This is a genomic window from Knoellia remsis (assembly GCF_003002895.1).
GTDB lineage: Bacteria > Actinomycetota > Actinomycetes > Actinomycetales > Dermatophilaceae > Knoellia > Knoellia remsis.
Genome location: NZ_PVTI01000013.1, coordinates 51,213 through 67,659, shown reverse-complemented (window position 1 = coordinate 67,659; position 16,447 = coordinate 51,213). Strand labels below are relative to the sequence as shown.

At 71.0% G+C, this 16,447-nt stretch carries 17 protein-coding genes and 1 tRNA gene; 5 read left to right on the top strand and 13 right to left on the bottom strand.

Annotation, left to right across the window (positions count from 1 at the left end; translation table 11 throughout):
- Positions 1 to 3: 3 nt before the first annotated feature.
- Both BCF74_RS09260 and BCF74_RS09255 read right to left on the bottom strand, forming a co-directional pair.
- The gene (locus BCF74_RS09260; RefSeq protein WP_106297673.1) at positions 4 to 1,326 is read right to left on the bottom strand and encodes a glutamate mutase L; all 1,323 of its coding nucleotides are present in this window, start codon (positions 1,324 to 1,326) and stop codon (positions 4 to 6) included.
- A gap of 8 nt (positions 1,327 to 1,334) precedes the next feature.
- On the bottom strand, positions 1,335 to 2,534 hold the full coding sequence (locus BCF74_RS09255) for a cystathionine gamma-synthase (protein ID WP_106297672.1): 1,200 nt from the start codon (positions 2,532 to 2,534) through the stop codon (positions 1,335 to 1,337).
- 149 nt (positions 2,535 to 2,683) lie between these two features.
- On the opposite strand from BCF74_RS09255, the gene BCF74_RS09250 reads away from it, so the two are divergent.
- The 3 genes from BCF74_RS09250 (at position 2,684) to BCF74_RS09240 (ending at position 4,445) form a co-directional block, all read left to right on the top strand.
- Positions 2,684 to 2,959, top strand: a complete 276-nt coding sequence (locus tag BCF74_RS09250; RefSeq protein WP_106297671.1) for a GlsB/YeaQ/YmgE family stress response membrane protein — start codon at positions 2,684 to 2,686, stop codon at positions 2,957 to 2,959.
- A 148-nt stretch (positions 2,960 to 3,107) separates the two neighbouring features.
- Positions 3,108 to 3,800 (top strand): peptide-methionine (S)-S-oxide reductase MsrA, encoded by a 693-nt coding sequence (gene msrA, locus BCF74_RS09245; RefSeq protein ID WP_106297670.1) that lies wholly within the window; start codon positions 3,108 to 3,110, stop codon positions 3,798 to 3,800.
- A gap of 72 nt (positions 3,801 to 3,872) precedes the next feature.
- A complete protein-coding gene (locus BCF74_RS09240) occupies positions 3,873 to 4,445 on the top strand; it encodes a GNAT family N-acetyltransferase (protein WP_106297669.1) in 573 nt (190 codons plus the stop codon).
- A gap of 15 nt (positions 4,446 to 4,460) precedes the next feature.
- On the opposite strand, the gene BCF74_RS09235 is transcribed toward BCF74_RS09240, so the two are convergent.
- The 6 genes from BCF74_RS09235 to BCF74_RS09210 form a co-directional block, all read right to left on the bottom strand.
- The gene (locus tag BCF74_RS09235; protein ID WP_106297668.1) at positions 4,461 to 4,742 is read right to left on the bottom strand and encodes a hypothetical protein; all 282 of its coding nucleotides are present in this window, start codon (positions 4,740 to 4,742) and stop codon (positions 4,461 to 4,463) included.
- Between the two features lie 96 nt (positions 4,743 to 4,838).
- Positions 4,839 to 6,929 carry an NADPH-dependent 2,4-dienoyl-CoA reductase gene (locus BCF74_RS09230; protein WP_218279232.1) on the bottom strand — a complete coding sequence of 697 codons (2,091 nt, stop codon included), beginning with the start codon at positions 6,927 to 6,929 and terminating at the stop codon, positions 4,839 to 4,841.
- 190 nt (positions 6,930 to 7,119) lie between these two features.
- Positions 7,120 to 7,536 carry a CBS domain-containing protein gene (locus tag BCF74_RS09225; RefSeq protein WP_106297667.1) on the bottom strand — a complete coding sequence of 139 codons (417 nt, stop codon included), beginning with the start codon at positions 7,534 to 7,536 and terminating at the stop codon, positions 7,120 to 7,122.
- A gap of 169 nt (positions 7,537 to 7,705) precedes the next feature.
- A complete protein-coding gene (locus BCF74_RS09220) occupies positions 7,706 to 8,368 on the bottom strand; it encodes a TetR/AcrR family transcriptional regulator (RefSeq protein WP_106297666.1) in 663 nt (220 codons plus the stop codon).
- Between the two features lie 7 nt (positions 8,369 to 8,375).
- Positions 8,376 to 9,827 (bottom strand): fatty acid desaturase, encoded by a 1,452-nt coding sequence (locus BCF74_RS09215; protein WP_106297665.1) that lies wholly within the window; start codon positions 9,825 to 9,827, stop codon positions 8,376 to 8,378.
- A 187-nt stretch (positions 9,828 to 10,014) separates the two neighbouring features.
- On the bottom strand, positions 10,015 to 11,400 hold the full coding sequence (locus BCF74_RS09210) for a cystathionine beta-synthase (protein WP_106297664.1): 1,386 nt from the start codon (positions 11,398 to 11,400) through the stop codon (positions 10,015 to 10,017).
- 157 nt (positions 11,401 to 11,557) lie between these two features.
- Here BCF74_RS09210 and BCF74_RS09205 point away from each other — a divergent pair, with 157 nt between their 5' ends.
- Positions 11,558 to 12,616: an SGNH/GDSL hydrolase family protein gene (locus BCF74_RS09205; RefSeq protein ID WP_106297663.1), complete on the top strand. Its 1,059-nt coding sequence runs from the start codon at positions 11,558 to 11,560 to the stop codon at positions 12,614 to 12,616.
- A gap of 50 nt (positions 12,617 to 12,666) precedes the next feature.
- On the opposite strand, the gene BCF74_RS09200 is transcribed toward BCF74_RS09205, so the two are convergent.
- The 5 genes from BCF74_RS09200 to BCF74_RS09180 form a co-directional block, all read right to left on the bottom strand.
- Positions 12,667 to 12,957, bottom strand: a complete 291-nt coding sequence (locus BCF74_RS09200; RefSeq protein WP_106297662.1) for a hypothetical protein — start codon at positions 12,955 to 12,957, stop codon at positions 12,667 to 12,669.
- Complete coding sequence (locus tag BCF74_RS09195) at positions 12,954 to 13,832, bottom strand: Bax inhibitor-1/YccA family protein (protein WP_106297704.1); 879 nt, start codon at positions 13,830 to 13,832, stop codon at positions 12,954 to 12,956. Before BCF74_RS09195 ends, BCF74_RS09200 begins: the two co-directional genes overlap by 4 nt.
- A gap of 143 nt (positions 13,833 to 13,975) precedes the next feature.
- Positions 13,976 to 14,050 (bottom strand) — tRNA-Leu (locus tag BCF74_RS09190).
- Between the two features lie 99 nt (positions 14,051 to 14,149).
- Complete coding sequence (locus tag BCF74_RS09185; RefSeq protein WP_106297661.1) at positions 14,150 to 15,229, bottom strand: HAAS signaling domain-containing protein; 1,080 nt, start codon at positions 15,227 to 15,229, stop codon at positions 14,150 to 14,152.
- Positions 15,226 to 15,558 (bottom strand): PadR family transcriptional regulator, encoded by a 333-nt coding sequence (locus BCF74_RS09180; protein WP_106297660.1) that lies wholly within the window; start codon positions 15,556 to 15,558, stop codon positions 15,226 to 15,228. The genes BCF74_RS09185 and BCF74_RS09180 overlap by 4 nt, the downstream gene beginning before the upstream one ends.
- Before the next feature lie 181 nt (positions 15,559 to 15,739).
- On the opposite strand from BCF74_RS09180, the gene BCF74_RS09175 reads away from it, so the two are divergent.
- Positions 15,740 to 16,438, top strand: a complete 699-nt coding sequence (locus BCF74_RS09175; protein WP_170070201.1) for a TetR/AcrR family transcriptional regulator — start codon at positions 15,740 to 15,742, stop codon at positions 16,436 to 16,438.
- The last annotated feature ends 9 nt before the right edge of the window (positions 16,439 to 16,447 follow it).

Sequence of the window (16,447 nt, the reverse complement as noted above, 5' to 3'; positions counted from 1 at the left end):
CTTTTATCCCGAGAGACCTCGGGCCAGCGTGGCCGCCAACGCTCGGGCTGCCTCCGGGTGAGCCTCCGCGAGCAACCCGCACGCGAAGAGCACGTATGCCGTGTCGACGCCTCGCGTCGCGGCCGCCGGAACCGTCCAGCCGCCTCCGTGATCGCCCGCCACCGCGCCGAGCACGATCTCCTGCAGCGACGCCGGACCGTGCCGCAGCACCCCACCGGACCCGAGCACGAGCCCGACGTCCGCCAGCGGACGGGGCCGCTCCCCCGCCGCCCGAGGCCGCCCGTGCCGGCGCACAGCGACGACCGCGGCCACCGTGGCCAGCTCCGCCTCCCACTCCCACTCCTGCTCCGACGACGCCCGGTGGTCGATCTCGACGGCGACCCGCGCGGCATACGACACAGCACCGTCCGACAACGACAGCGACTCGCGCGCCGCCGCCTCGACGATCCCGAGCGCATTCCAGCGCATGCCGAGGTCGGCCTCGACGGTGCGCTCCTGCCACAGCGTCCCCGCCACATCGCGCTCGATCGTCGCGTCCTCGCCCTGAGGACGCAGCACGGAGTAGACGTCGGTCGTCGCGCCGCCGATGTCGACGACGAGCACGTCCTCGCCGCGGACGTCGGCCAGCACCTCCACCCCGCGCAGCACTGCGTCGGGTGTCGCCGCGCGAACGAGATCGGCAAAACCCCTGCGGGACAAGCCTTTCCCGCCGATGACATGCTCGAGGAAGACACCGCGGATCGCCCCGCGCGCCGCATCAGGCGCGATGACGCCGATCCGCGGGAGGACGTTGCTCGTCACCACGTACCGGTGCCCGGTCGCGGCAAGCTCCGCGGCCACCTCCGAGGCAGCGTCGGCGTTCCCCGCCACCACGACCGGCGCCTTCACCTTCGCTCGAGCAAGCCGAGAACCGTTGTGTCGCAACACATCCGAGTTCCCACCGTCCGTCCCGCCGACGAGCAGCACGACATCCGGCGACGCCGCGCGGAGCTCGCGCACCCCGTCCCCGGACAGCGGTCCGGCGGACACGTGCACGACCCGCCCACCGGCGGACAGCGCCACCCGGTGCCCAGCCTCTGCCGTCACCTCGCGCTCGTAGCCGACGACCGCGACCCGCAGCCCGCCACCCGCGGACGAGCACACGAGCGTCGAGGCGACGTCACCGTGGGACGCGAGCGCACGGCATACCGAATCCACCCCGTCCATGACGTCGCTGGTGACGGTCGTCGGCGACGACGCCGCACCCACGAGAGAGCCCGAATCGGCCTCCACGAGAACGCCTTTGGTCCAGGTCGACCCGACGTCGACGCACGCGATGAGCGACACGGGACGACTCAGGTGAGCCGGTCGAGCGCCTGCTTCAGGTCCGCGATGAGGTCGTCGACGTCCTCGATGCCGACCGAGAGGCGGATGAGGTCGGCCGGAACCTCGAGCTCGGTCCCCGCGACGGACGCGTGCGTCATGCGGCCCGGGTGCTCGATGAGCGACTCGACGCCGCCGAGGGACTCACCGAGCGTCCACAGCTGCGTCTCGGCGCACACCTTGACCGCGACGTCCTCGCCACCCTTGACGCGGAACGCGACCATGCCGCCGAAGCGCTTCATCTGCCGCTTCGCGACCTCGTGGCCGGGGTGCTCGGGCAGGCCGGGGTAGATGACCTCGGTGACGCCGTCGTGGCCCTGGAGGAACTCGACGACCTTCTCGGCGTTGTCGCAGTGCCGGTCCATCCGCACCGCGAGCGTCTTGAGGCCGCGCTGCACGACCCATGAGTCGAACGGGCCCGCGATGGCGCCCATCGAGTTCTGGTGGAACGCGATCCGGTCCGCGGCGGGCTCGTCGTCGAACCACGGGACCGTGACGCCCTCGGCCACGACGACCGCGCCGCCGACGACGTCGGAGTGTCCGCCGCAGTACTTCGTCGTCGAGTGCATGACGATGTCGGCGCCGAGCGCGAGCGGCTGCTGGAGGTAGGGCGAGGCGAAGGTGTTGTCGACGACGAGCAGGGCACCCGCATCGTGCGCGACCTGCGCGAGCGCCTCGATGTCGGCGATGCCGAGCAGGGGGTTCGTCGGCGTCTCGACCCAGATCACGCGTGTCTTCCCCGGCTGGATCGCGGCGCGCACGGCCTCGGTGTCGGGGATGGCAGCGATGGTGTGCTCGACGCCCCACGGCTTCAGGACGCGGTTGAAGAGGCGGTAGGTGCCGCCGTAGGCGTCGGACGGCACGACGACGTGGTCGCCGGGCGCGAGCAGCGCGCGCAGGATCGTGTCCTCGGCGGCGAGCCCGGACGCGAACGCGAACCCGCGCTCGCCACCCTCGAGCGAGGCGAACCCGGTCTCGAGCGCGGTCCGGGTCGGGTTGGCGCTGCGGCTGTACTCGTAGCCGCCGCGGAAGCCGCCGATGCCGTCCTGCTTGTACGTCGACACCTGGTAGATCGGGGTGACGACCGCGCCCGTCGTGGGGTCCGGGTCCTGGCCGGCGTGGATGGCGCGGGACGAGAAGCCGAGGCCCTGGACACTGCTCGAGTCGGTCATGGGGTCAGCGTATGCCGCCCGCTCGCCTGCCCGTGCCCGGCACCCGCGCGGCCGATCAGGTTCATGAATACCCGCAGGTCAGGCTGGGTATGGTGCAGGGAGAAGCCCGCTGACCAGGCGGGACGTCTCGACTTCCCCAGGAGGGAACCATGCCAGGCACTCTCGGCATCATCGGTTGGATCATCATCGGCGGCCTCGCCGGCTGGATCGCCAGCAAGGTCATGAAGACCGATGCGGAGCAGGGCGTTCTGCTCAACATCATCGTCGGCATCGTCGGCGCCTTCATCGGTGGCTTCCTGCTGAGCCTGCTCGGCGTCGACACCGACGGCGCGGGACTGATCTTCACGTTCCTCACCGCCATCGCGGGCGCATGCCTGCTGATCTTCGGCGTCAAGGCGCTCACGGGCGGTCGCTCGCGCGTCTGACCCCGCCGTCGCCAGTGCGCCCGTCCACCGCGTGTGGGCGGGCGCACTGTCGTGAGCGCCCCGTTGCTGCTCCCACGGGGAATCATTGCCTCGACCCGGGCATTGCACTGAACAGCAGGTCCGCAGCCCCCTCACCGAAGGAGTCCCGATGTTCGGCTCGCGCGCCAAGACGACGATGCCCACCGCGGAGGAGGCGCTGCGCGGTCGGGACACCCGACCGTTCACCGTGCCGACCACGCACGAGGTGCTTGGCACGCCGCTCGAGGGTCCGTGGCCGGAGGGCACCGAGGTGCTCTACGTCGCGATGGGCTGCTTCTGGGGTGCCGAGCGCATCTTCTGGAAGCTCCCCGGTGTCGTGACGACGGCCGCCGGCTACATGGGCGGCTACACGCCGAACCCGACCTACGAGGAGACGTGCACCGGCCGCACCGGCCACGCCGAGACCGTCCTCGTCGCCTACGACCCGACGCAGACCACCCCCGAGCTCCTCCTCAAGGCCTTCTGGGAGAACCACGACCCCACGCAGGGCAACCGCCAGGGCAACGACATCGGCACGGCATACCGCTCCGCGATCTTCTGGACCACCCCGGAGCAGGAGCGGGCCGCGCGCGCGACCCGCGAGGCCTTCCAGGGTGAGGTGACGCGCGTCGGTGGCGGCGAGATCACGACCCAGCTCGCGTCCGCCGACGAGGTGGGCCCGTTCTACTACGCGGAGGACTACCACCAGCAGTACCTGCACAAGAACCCGAACGGCTACTGCAACCACGGCCCGAACGGTCTGACCTGCCCCGTCGGCGTCGCGAACCTGCCCGCGCAGACCGACATCGTCCCGCCCGCCTGATCCAATGAAGCGCCCTACGGGCGCGCCATCTCGTATGCCGTCCGCGCGCCTCGCGTGGCACAGTGCGGTCCCATGACCTCCACCTTCTCGGTGAAGCCGACGCTCGAAGGCGAGCTCGTGACCCTGCGCCCGATCCGCGCCGAGGACGCCGACCTCATCGACGCGATCATCCGCGCCGACGACGAGATCGCGCGGCTGACGGGATCGGTGGGGTCAAGGGACGAGCAGCCCGAGGGCATGCCGCTGGAGCGACTGCGCGAGATCTACGGGGAGTGGGCGGAGGCCGAGGACCGGCTCGTCCTCGGCGTCGTCGACCGGGCGAGTGGCGACCTCGTCGGCGAGGTGGTGCTGGCCGGGTGGGACGAGGCGAACCGGTCGTGCTGGTTCCGGACCCTCATCGGGGCCGCGGGTCGCGGGCGGGGCCTCGGCACGGAGGCGACCCGCCTCATCGTCGACCACGGGTTCCGCGAGCTCGGGCTGCACCGGATCACGCTCGAGGTCTATGACTTCAACCCGCGGGCGCGGCACGTCTACGAGAAGGTCGGGTTCGTCCACGAGGGAACGGGGCGCGACGCGCTGCTCTTCGACGGCGCGTGGGTCGACGTGCACTACATGGCGATGCTCGAGTCCGACCCGCGTGCCTGAACCAGCAGGGTCCGTTCAGAGGGCCTTGCTGATCGTGAGGACCAGGCCGATGAGTGCGGCGGTGAGGATGGCTGCGAACCCGGCGATGCGCAGCGGCGCGCCGACCTTCCAGTGATCCCGTGGGCCCGGCGCCTCGAACCCGGGGTGGGAGCCGACGTCCGAGCTGCCCGGTGGGCCACCGAAGCCGCCCTTGATCCCGGGCGTGGGCTTGGCGCCGCGCATCTGCAGGAAGCCGACGACGAGCAGGAGCACGCCGACCACGGCGAGGACGACGACGAGCCACCACCAACCAGTCATGCGTGCCAGCGTGCCACGGCCCGGGCGCGGGGCGGGGGTTCGGCGCCCGTCCAATCCGCGCGCAGGTCAGTGCGCCGGCACGGTGCCCAGCACGTCTCAGATGCCCGCGGCGACCTCGGTGCCCTGGCGGATGGCACGCTTCGCGTCGAGCTCGGCCGCGACGTCGGCGCCACCGATGACGTGCACCGGCAGACCGCTGCCGGCCAGCTCGTCGGCGAGGGTGCGCACCGACTCCTGACCGGTGCAGAGCACGACGGTGTCGACGGGGATGAGCCGCGTCGTCGGCACGGCAGCCGCGTCCGGCACGTCCTTCCGCCGGCGCCTGAGCGGCAGCCTTGACGGCTTGTCCACCGCCGGCGGAGCGATCGTCACGTGCAGCCCCGCGTCGTCGATCCGGTCATAGGTGACGCCGATGACCTGCTCGACTCCCTTGGCGCGCAACGATGCCCGGTGCACCCAGCCGGTCGTCTTGCCGAGTCCCTTGCCGATCGACGAGGACTTGCGCTGCAGCAGGACGACCTCATGCTTCGGGGTCTCGACCTCGGACTTCGCCAACCCACCTCGCGTCGTCGCCGGGTCGCCGACGCCCCATTCGGAGCGCCACAGGTCGAGGTCGAGGGTCGCTGACGGCTGCCCGGTGAGGAACTCGCTCACGTCGACCCCGATCCCGCCGGCGCCGATGACGGCCACGCGCGGGCCGGCCTCGCGCTCCCCGCGAACGAGCTCGGCATACGTCATGACCGAGGGGTGGTCGACGCCGTCGATGTCGGGGATGCGGGGCTCGACACCGGTCGCGACGACGACCTCGTCGAACCCACCGTCGCGCAGGTCCTGAGCAGACACCCGCTGCGACAGGTGCAGCCGCACCCCCGTCACCTCGACGCGGCGGCGGAAGTAGCGGATCGACTCGGCGAACTCCTCCTTGCCCGGGATGCGCTGCGCGATGGCGAACTGCCCGCCGATGTCGTCAGCCGCCTCGAAGAGGTCGACAGTGTGCCCGCGCTCGGCCAGCGTTGTGGCACAGGCCAACCCGGCCGGTCCGGCACCGACGACGGCCACCTTCTTGGCCGCCCGCGTCGGGCCGAGCACGAGCTCGGTCTCGTATGCCGCGCGCGGGTTGAGCAGGCACGTCGCTCGCTTGTGCTTGAAGGTGTGGTCGAGGCAGGCCTGGTTGCACGCGATGCAGGTGTTGATCTCGTCGACCCGCGACTCGGCGGCCTTCCTGACCCAGTCCGGGTCGGCGAGGAACGGCCGCGCGAGCGAGACGAGGTCGGCGTCCCCGGCGGCGAGGATGCCCTCGGCCACCTCGGGCATGTTGATCCGGTTCGTCGCGATGACCGGCAGCGACGTCTCGGACTTCAGTCGGGCGGCATACGACGCGAAGGCGGCGCGGGGCACGGAGGTGACGATCGTCGGGACGCGCGCCTCGTGCCAGCCGATGCCGAGGTTGAGCACCGACGCTCCGGCGGCCTCGACCTCGCGGGCGAGCGCCGCGACCTCGTCCCACGTCTGGCCGTCGGGCACGAGGTCGATGGCGGAGATGCGGTAGATGACGAGGAAGTCCGCCCCGACCTCCTCGCGGATGCGGCGGACGATCTCAACGGCGAACCGGCGGCGCTTCTCCGGCGTGCCGCCCCAGGCGTCGGTGCGTTTGTTGGTGCGGGGCGCGAGGAACTGGTTGATGAGGTAGCCCTCGGAGCCCATGACCTCGACCCCGTCGTACCCGGCCTCTCGGGCGAGCCGGGCGGAGCGGACGAACGCGTCAATGGTGCGTTCGACGCCTCGTGCGGTGAGGGCGCGCGGCCGGAACCTCGAGATCGGGCTCTTGATCGACGACGGCGCGACGCACCACGGCGTGTACGCGTAACGGCCGGCATGCAGCAGCTGGAGCGCGACGCGGCCACCCGCTGCGTGGACGGCGTCGGTGATGACGCGGTGCTGGCGCGCCTCGCGCGCAGTCGTGAGCTTGGACGCGAGAGGGAGGAGCGTGCCCTCGATGTTCGGCGCGAAGCCCCCGGTGACGATGAGTGCCGCGCCGCCGCGGGCCCGCTCGGCGAAGAACTCGGCGAGCTTCGGGAAGTCGCGCGCCCGGTCCTCGAGGCCCGTGTGCATCGACCCCATGACGACGCGGTTCTTCAGGGTCAGGTGGCCGAGGTCGAGCGGGGCGAGGAGGTTCGGGAAGCTCACTACTCGAGGGTAGGGACCGGGCTCGGCGATGCCCAGCCGCCCCGGTGTGGCCTTGCGCACCCCCACGGGGTGGCGCGCCTGCTCTGATCTTGCGTCGTCCTCTGGACCAGGGCGGCCCAAAGGACGACGCAAGATCAGAGCGCTACGAGCGCCGGGGTCCGCCGTGTCCCGCGCACCCCCGCGCCGCGGGTCAGTTGCGGGAGATGGCCTGGACGACGTCGCCCGTCTTCTCGTTCGGCAGCTCGCGGGCGAGGTCGGCCTGGCTGATGATGCCGACGAGCTCGTCGCCGTCGAGGACGGGGACGCGGCGAATCTGGTTGTCGGAGAACGCCTTCGACACGGTCGCCACGTCGTCGTCGGGGCCGACGCTGACGACCGTGCCCGACGAGATCTCGTCGACGCGGGTGGAGAGCGGGTCCTTGCCCTCGGCGATGGCCTTCACGACGATGTCGCGGTCGGTGACGACGCCCGAGAGCGTGCCGTCCTCGGCGCGCACCGGCATCGAGCCGACGTTGCTCGTCTTGAGCGCCTGCGCGGCGACGTCGAGGGTATCCGTGCCGTTGAGGTACTCGGCGGGGCTGGTCATGAGATCGCGTGCAGTGGTCATGCGGGGTGCTCACTCCTTGCTCGTGGCGGCCCGATGGGCCCCGGTGGGGCGGCCGGGCGGCCGCCTGCGTCCACCTCGCCCTCGACGCTAACGCGTCGGACGCACCCACGGTGGCCTGCTGCCTGATCGTTCGCTGTGAGCGCGCCGACGCCCCTCGCCCGGTCGCGGCTCAGCGCAGCACGCGCGCCACCGTCCACGCGATGAGCTCGGCCATCTGCGCGGGCGACCCCTGCGGACGCATGACGTAGGAGAGGACAAGACGGACGAGCACGTCGATGAGACCGTGCAGCCGCGTGTCGTCGAGGCCGTGGTCGTATGCCGCGACGCGCCCTTCGACGACCGTCACCGCCGCGTCCGCAAGCGAGTCCGCCCGTGTCGTGAGCAGCGGCAGCAGCTCGGTGTCGGCGCCGTGGTCGGCGAGCAGGATGGCGCGCATCAGCTCGTTGCTCTCGGCGCGCTCGAAGACGTTGCGGCAGGCGATCTCTGCCGCGGCGACGAGCTCGTCGCGGTCACTCCCTCCCCCACTCGACGCTGCCGCACCCCCACCGGCAGGCCGCTCGTCGAACCCGGCGTTGACCGCCTCGAGGAAGTGCCCGAGCTCCCACAGCACGAGAGCCTGGGCCAGCTCGGGTTTCGCACCGACCTCGTTGTACACGGTCTGCCGGCTCACGCCGACCCGGTCCGCGAGCCGGCTCATCGTCACCGCCGCCCACCCGTCGGCGACAGTGAGCTCGGCGGCCGCCTCGACGATGCGCTCGCGCAGCGGCGTCGAGGATCGGGGCGACCGCGCGGCAGCTGCCGGCGACGAGGACGCGGACGAGGACGGACTCACCGATCCATCATGCAACCTGCGGATCCACCGCCACGAAGTCGACCTTCTCGCGTACCCCGCAGTCCGGGCAGCACCAGTCGTCGGGAATCTGCGACCACGCCGTGCCGGCGGCGAAACCCTCGCGCTCCTCCCCCGCGACGACGTCGTAGGTGTAGCCACACCCGGGACAGCGGGCGGCGAGGATCTCCTCGACAGTCGGCGCACCGGCATACCCGCCCTCACCGGGCCCGGCACCCACGAGCGACCGCACCGGCGGCGGGTACTGCGCGAGCAGCCGCTCGCGCTTGCGTGGCGAGAGGTTCGCTCGCGAGAGGTCACCGTCGAAGTGCCGCAGCACACGCGGGTCCATCACGCGGCGCCACACGAAGGGGACGAGCGCGAGGACGATCATCCCGGCATACCCCGTCGGCAGGACCGGCGACTCCTCGAAGTCGCGCAACGTCTGGTAGCGCCGCGTCGGGTTCGCGTGGTGGTCGCTGTGCCGCTGCAGGTGGTAGAGCAGGACGTTGGTCGCGATGTTGTTGGAGTTCCACGAGTGCGACGGGTCGACCCGCTCGTAGCGCGACTTCTCTCCGTAGGCGACACGCTGGCGCAGCATCCCGTAGTGCTCCATGTAGTTGACGACCTCGAGCAGGGTGAAGCCGACCACGGCCTGGATGACAAGGTAGGGCAGGATCCCCCAGCCCAGCCAGAGCAGCAGCGCGCCCCAGAGCACCGCCGACATGAGCCAGGCGTTGAGGACGTCGTTCGAGAGACGGAACGGGTGCTGCTTGCGGCGGGCGATGCGGCGGGCCTCGAGGCCCCATGCACTCTTCAGAGAGCCCCACACCGTGCGCGGCCAGAACTGGTAGAAGTTCTCGCCGACCCGCGACGACGCCGGGTCCTCGGGCGTCGCGACGCGCACGTGGTGCCCGCGGTTGTGCTCGATGTAGAAGTGCCCGTAGAAGCTCTGCGCGAGCGCGATCTTGCTCAGCCAGCGCTCGTTGGCCTCCCGCTTGTGGCCGAGCTCGTGCGCGGTGTTGATGCCGATGCCACCGATGCAGCCGATCGAGACGGCGAGCCCGACCTTGTCGAGGACGGTTAGCCCGGAGATCGCGTCGGTCCCGATGATCCACATCGCCCCGACGAAGCCGGCGTACTGGATCGGCAGGTAGGCGTAGGTGATCCAGCGGTAGTAGCGATCCTTCTCGAGCGCCTCGATGACGTCGTCGGGCGGGTTGGAGCGGTCGAGCCCGGCGACGAGGTCGATGGCCGGGACGATGCCGAGGACGACGATCGGCCCGAGCCAGAACCAGACCTTCCAGCCGGTCAGCTCGTACATCCCGATGCCGAGGAACGCCAGCGACGGCACGACGAGCCCGATGAGCCAGAGGTAGCGCTTCTTGTCGGTCCACTGCTGCGTCGAACCCTGCGGGACAGTCGCGTTCGCGCCTGTGTCGGTGCCTGCGTTCGCGGTCATGGTCGGCCTCCTTGCCGGGCGGGCCGCCACGACCCGCTTTACAAATCACTATGACTTGTAAAGTGCGCCGTGGCAAGGGCCCATGTCGTTTTGCTCCTGGGGAGCACAACGAGAGGGTCCGGAGGGAAACTTTCCCTCCGGACCCTCAGAGTTCCGTCCGCTCGGGCCTCGACGAGCCCAGCGCGCCTCAGTCGACGAGGTGTGCCAGGAGGTCGGCCCGAGTGAGGACGCCGACCGGCTTGCCGTCCTCGATGACGAGCACCGCGTCGGCGGTCTCGAGCTCGTGGCGTGCGGTCGCGACCGGCTCCCCGGCGCCGACGAGCGGCAGCCCGACCCCCATGTGCTTCTCGACGGAGTCGGACAGGTGCGCCTTGCCGACGAAGAGCAGCTCGAGCAGGTCGCGCTCGCTCACGGCGCCGGCGACTTCGCCGGTCATGACGGGCGGCTCGGCCTTGACGACGGGCATCTGCGAGACGCCGTACTCGCGCAGGATCTCGATGGCGTCGCGGATCGTCTCGTTCGGGTGGGTGTGCACGAGCGCCGGCATGTCGCCGGACTTGGCCCGCAGCACCGTCCCGACCGTCGCGTCCTCGTCGGAGGTCATGAACCCGTAGGAGCTCATCCAGTCGTCGCTGAAGATCTTGCCCATGTAGCCCCGGCCCGAGTCCGGCAGGAGCACGACGAGGACGTCGTCCTTGGTGAGGTCCTTGGCGACCTCGAGCGCGGCGACGACCGCCATCCCGCACGAGCCACCGACGAGCAGCCCTTCCTCGCGGGCGAGCCGACGGGTCATCGCGAAAGAGTCCGCGTCGGACACGGCGACGATGCGGTCGACGACCTCGGGGTCGTAGGCGCTCGGCCAGAAGTCCTCACCGACACCCTCGACGAGGTAGGGCCGGCCGCTGCCGCCGGAGTACACCGAGCCCTCCGGGTCGGCCCCGACGATCTGGACGCGGCCACCGTCGGACTCGGGCCGGTCGGCCGACACCTCGCGCAGGTAGCGGCCGGTGCCGGTGATCGTGCCGCCGGTGCCGATGCCGGTGACGAAGTGGGTGATCCGGCCGTCGGTGTCGGCCCAGATCTCCGGGCCCGTCGTCTCGTAATGGCTGGCCGGGCCGTTGCTGTTGGAGTACTGGTCCGGCTTCCACGCGCCCGGCGTCTCGCGGACGAGCCGGTCCGAGACGGAGTAGTACGAGTCCGGGTGGTCCGGCGCGACGGCGGTCGGGCAGACGACGACCTCGGCGCCGTAGGCCTTGAGCACGTTGCGCTTGTCCTCGCCCACCTTGTCCGGGCAGACGAAGATGCACGTGTATCCCTTGCGCTGCGCGACGAGCGCGAGCCCGACCCCGGTGTTGCCGCTCGTCGGCTCGACGATGACTCCGCCGGGCTTGAGCTCGCCGGAGGCCTCGGCCGCCTCGACCATCTTGAGCGCGATGCGGTCCTTCACCGAGCCGCCGGGGTTCAGGTACTCGATCTTGGCGAGGACGGTGGCCTCGATGCCGTCGGTGACCGAGTTCAGCTTGACGAGGGGGGTGTTGCCGACGAGGTCGGAGATGTGCTCGGCGTACTTCATGCCTCCAGTCTCGCATCGTTCGCGGGAGCCGTATGCCGCCCGCCCACCGGATGCGTATGCCGCGCCCGCGTCGTCCGTATGCCGCCCGCCCGGGAACGTGGGTCACCTCGCCGGGCGTTAGCGTGTCAGGAGCGACGAAGGAGGCGAAGGACCGGCCATGGGACGGGCACGACGGGCACGCAAGATCGCGGCGACCGCGGCATACGGAGGCGGCGGTCTCGCGACGGCGGCGGCTGCGCTGGGCGCGGCGGGCTACGGGCTCATCAAGGCCGAGGCGCACGTCGCGCGACGTCTCGTCGGCACCCCCTTCGACACCTCTCCGGACGACAACGGCACCTACGGCGCCGGACCCGGCGATCCCATCGAGATCCTCGTCATCGGCGACTCCACGGCGGCTGGAATGGGGGTGCGTCGGCCGCACGAGACGATCGGCGCGATCATCGCGAGCGGCGTGAGCGCGCTCATGGGGCGGCCAGTGCACCTGACCAACCGGGCCGTCGTCGGCGCCGAGTCGAGCGACCTCGAGCGCCAGCTCGCGAACGGACTCGAGACGATCACCCGCCCCGACGTCGTCGTCATCCTCATCGGCGCCAACGACGTCACGCACCGCATCGACCGGGCGACGGCCGTGCGACACCTCGAGGTGACCGTGCGCCGGATCCGCGCGCTGGGCAGCGAGGTCGTCGTCGGCACCTGCCCCGACCTCGGCACCGTCGAGCCGCTCGCCCAGCCGCTGCGCCTGCTCGCCCGCCGCTGGAGCCGCGACCTCGCCGCCGCCCAGACCATCGCGGTCGTCGAGGCCGGCGGGCGCACGGTCTCGCTCGGTGACCTGCTGGGCGAGGAGTTCGCCGCGTCGCCGGCGACGATGTTCAGCGAGGACCGCTTCCACCCGTCGGCCGCCGGGTATGCCCGCGCGGCCGCGGCGCTGCTGCCGTCCGTGTGCGCCGCGCTCGGCGTCTGGGGCCAGGACACCGCGGACCGCCCGCCCGAGGCCCGGCGGGGCGAGGGTGTCGGGCCGGTCGCGGTCGCAGCCGGTCAGGCCGTGCGCGACGCCGGTAGCGAGGTGGCTCCGACCGAGGTCGGCGGCCAGGCCCGGGGCCCGCGGGGTCGGTGGGCGGTGCTGCTGCGCCGCCAGCACGACGCCGTGCCCGCCGCGCGCGACCCCAAGGCTGACGCGGAGCCGGCCGACGCGGCGGGCGCCCCCGAGCCCACCTGAGCACGCCCCCGCCGCTGCCAGCCCCCTCGCCCCACCGAGTGTCGACTCACTCAGGGCAGGGCGCGGCGCAGCGCGGCGAGCCGGGTCACGAGGTCCGGCACACCGGCCACGGCCGCGTCCCACGCGAGCACCCGCAGCTGGTCCATCAGCACACTCGGCCCCAGGTCCGGGACGGCGCTCCCCGGCGCCGTGGCTGCAGCCAGCTCGTCGACGAGGGCGCGCACGTCCCCGGACGCGCCGAGCGCGCGGTCCACGGGCAGCTCACGCCACCTGCGGACCACGCGCTCGAGCTCCCGGTCGATGTCCTCGGGAAGGTGCTGCACGTGATGCGGCTCGGTCACTCGCGCATGCGCGCGAAGAGCCGCAGGAACTCGATGTAGAGCCACACGACGGTGACGATGAGGCCGTGCGCGAGCAGCCAGCTGTACTTCTGCGGCGCGCCGGTCGCGATGGCCCGGTCGATCATGTCGAAGTCGAGCGCGAGCGACACCGACGCGAGGCCGACGGCGAAGACCGAGATGGCGATGCCCAACGGGCCGTCGCCGCCGAAGCCGAACTGCGGCGCACCGGGGAAGAACATGGCGTAGAGGAAGTTCACCACCGCGAAGATCGCGTAGCCGAAGATCATCATCGTCACGATGCGACGGAACTTGTCGGTGACCTTGATCAGACCGCTCTTGTACGCCAAGAACATGCCGATGAAGGTCGCCGCCGTGGCGACGGCCGCGGTCGCGACCACACCGGGCCACCGCTCCTCGAACACCTGCGAGACCGCACCGACGAAGAGGCCCTCGAGGACGGCATACCCCACGATGAGCGGCACGCTCAGCGTCTTCTTGAAGGCGATCACGAGACCGAGCACGAGCGTGCCGATCATGCCGCCCATCCACAGCATGAAGCCGAGCTCCGGGCTCCGCATCGCGACGATCCACCCCACCGCGCCGAAGCCGAGGACGAGCGCGAAGAGCCCGAGGGTCTTCATGATGACGTCGTCCATCGTCACCCGACCGGTCTGCACCGGGCCGGCGGACGGCTGGTTGTACATGTCCTGGAGCTGCTGCTGGCTGCCCCACTGGTCGGCCATCCCCTGCTGGGCGTAGGAGACGTTCATCGGGTTGTTCGGGTTCGCACCGCCCTGGCGACCGGGCTCCTGGAACGCGGCGTAGCCGGACTGGGCGTCCTGCTCGAGTCGGTTGAAGGCCGGGTTGCTGGCCATCGTGTCCTCCGTGGTGTCTGGCGCGGCGGCGTTCCGCCACGTCGTCACCCCATTCAACCGTGAAAGTGCCTCGGAACGTTCCCGAATCCTCGCCGAGCACGGTCACCTGTGGACAACGATCGCGAGCGTGGCACCCCACACGGTGCCCCCGACGGGAGTCGAACCCGCACCGGGAGCGATTTTAAGTCGCCTGCCTCTGCCAGTTGGGCCACGGGGGCGCGTTCAGTATGCCGTCCGCCTCACCTTTCCCGCCCCATGCGAGAACCTTGGGTGAGGTGCGGCTTCCGTCGTCGCACCTCACCCAAGGTTCCGCTCCCTCACCTCGACGGGCTCGTCGTCGGGGTGGGAGGCGCCGAGGCCCCTGAACCCGGCGCGCTCGGGGTCGCCGTCGGTGTGGCCGACGGCGAGCTCGTGGGGGTGGGAGTGACCGTGGGCGAGGCCGACGGTGACGCGGACGGTCCCGGGGACTCATTCACCTCCGGTACCGGCCCGGGCAGTGGCTGGATCGCCATGGGCGGGCGCCAGCCGTAGCCCTCGACGGTCTCCCACCCGGTCCGGGTGCCCCAGCGCAGCGGGAACACGTCCCTGGGCACCCGCAGCTCGCCGGTCGTCGGGTCGCGCAGCGGGTCGAGCTCCTCGGGCCCGCTCGACACCTCGACGAACTCGGGGCTCACGACGAGCGGTCTGCCGAGCTGGTCGAAGAGCCGTATGCCGTCGAGGCGCCGCCCGGTCTCGTCGTAGCCGTAGACATTCGTCACCGGCTGACCGTCGAGCACGAGCCCCGGTGTCGTCGGCGACGATCCCTCGTAGACCGTCTCGACGTACGAGTCGCGGTCGGAGAAGGCGACGAGGGCAAACGGAATCAGGATGATCGCGATGAGGTTGCCGATGACCCGCACCGGGCCGACCCAGTCACCCGTGAGCGCACCCCGCCGGGCCATGATCCCCAGCGCCACGGAGATCGCGGCGAAGAGCACTCCAAACGCAACGATGGACCGTCCGACGACCAGCGCCGGGATGACGGCGAAGGCGAAGCCGCGCACTGCCCACCAGATCGGGCGCAGGTCGCTCAGCCACGGAGCGACGCCCAGCACGTGGTCGCGTCGGCCCGCCCACCACTCCGAAAGCCGTTCTGCCGCAGGCGGTTTCGGGAGGTCCTCCACCACGCGCGGAGGCAGGCCGGCCGCGGAACGCAGCTCCGCGGCATACGTCTCCGGATCACCCAGGCGGTCCCGCAGGGTGCCCTCCCCCGGCTCGGCGAGCCGCTCCGCGAGGTCGGCCTCCATCCCGGTCGTGAACTCCTCGACATCCTCCGGCGGCAGGTCGGCGAGGGCCGCGCGAACCTGCGCGACGTAGTCCCGGACCTCCGCGCCCGTGGCCTTGACCGTGTCGTTCATGCCTTCACCCCTGCCTCGTCGAGCAGGCCGGCCATCGTCTGCGCGAAGGCGGCCCACGTCTTGCCCTGGCTGGCCAAGGCCTCGCGACCCTGGGCGTTGATGCCGTAGTACTTCCGGTGCGGCCCCTCGTCGCTCGGCACGACGTAGGACGTGAGCGCTCCCGCGCTGTAGAGCCGTCGCAGGGTGCCGTAAACCGAGGCGTCACCGACGTCCTCGAGCCCGGCCGCCCGCAACCGGCGGACCACGTCGTACCCGTAGCCGTCCTCGCGGGCGACGACGGAGAGCACGGCGAGGTCGAGGACCCCCTTGACGAGCTGGGTCGCGTCCACGGACACCTCCTGGTTCCTCGCGCCACCGGAATGTGACGCACGATGCACACTACTACGCATTCCGCATTACTGCGGACAGAACATGACCGGCGTGTCGGCACGAGTGGAACGCTCACAAACGGGCAAGGACACCGATAGGCTCTGGAAATTCCCTGACCAACGAAGGACAGACGACGCGCGCATGAGCACCACGGACGAAGTGCCCACCACGACCCCGCGCCGCCGCGGGCCCAAGAAGGGGACGCCGCGTGCGCCCCGGATGAAGCGCGAGGAACGCGAGCGTCAGCTCCTCGACGTCGCGGAGCGGGTCTTCGCCGACAACAGCTACCAGGCGACGACGATGGAGCTCATCGCCTCGGAGGCGGGGATCACCAAGCCCGTCATCTACGACCACTTCCGGTCCAAGGACCAGCTGCTCGTCGCCGTCGTCGCACGCGCCCGTGAGGAGCTGCTGGACTCGACCTCGGAGGCGCTGGACGCCGTGCCGTCCTCGGCTCCCATCGAGGAGTACTTCCGCGCCGGCGTGCGGGCGTTCATGGAGTTCTTCGAGCGACGCCGGGGCAGCTTCCGCGTCTACATGCAGGAGGCCGCGGTGGCCGCCGTTGCCGGTGCGGACATCGAGAACCTGCGCCAGGAGCAGGCGCGCGAGATCGCCGAGCGGTTCGGCGACATCCCCCAGGTCGCCGGCTACCCGATGATGATCCGCGAGGCGATGGCCGAGATCATGATCGCCACGAACGAGCGCGTCGCCAGCTGGCGGCTGCGCAACCCCGACATCGACCTCGACACCGCGGTGGAGATCGTCATGGCGGTGCTGTGGAACGGCTTCCGCTCCTACACCGAGGGTGACGTGCCGCAGGTGGACCTCACCCCGCGCTGAGCCCCACGT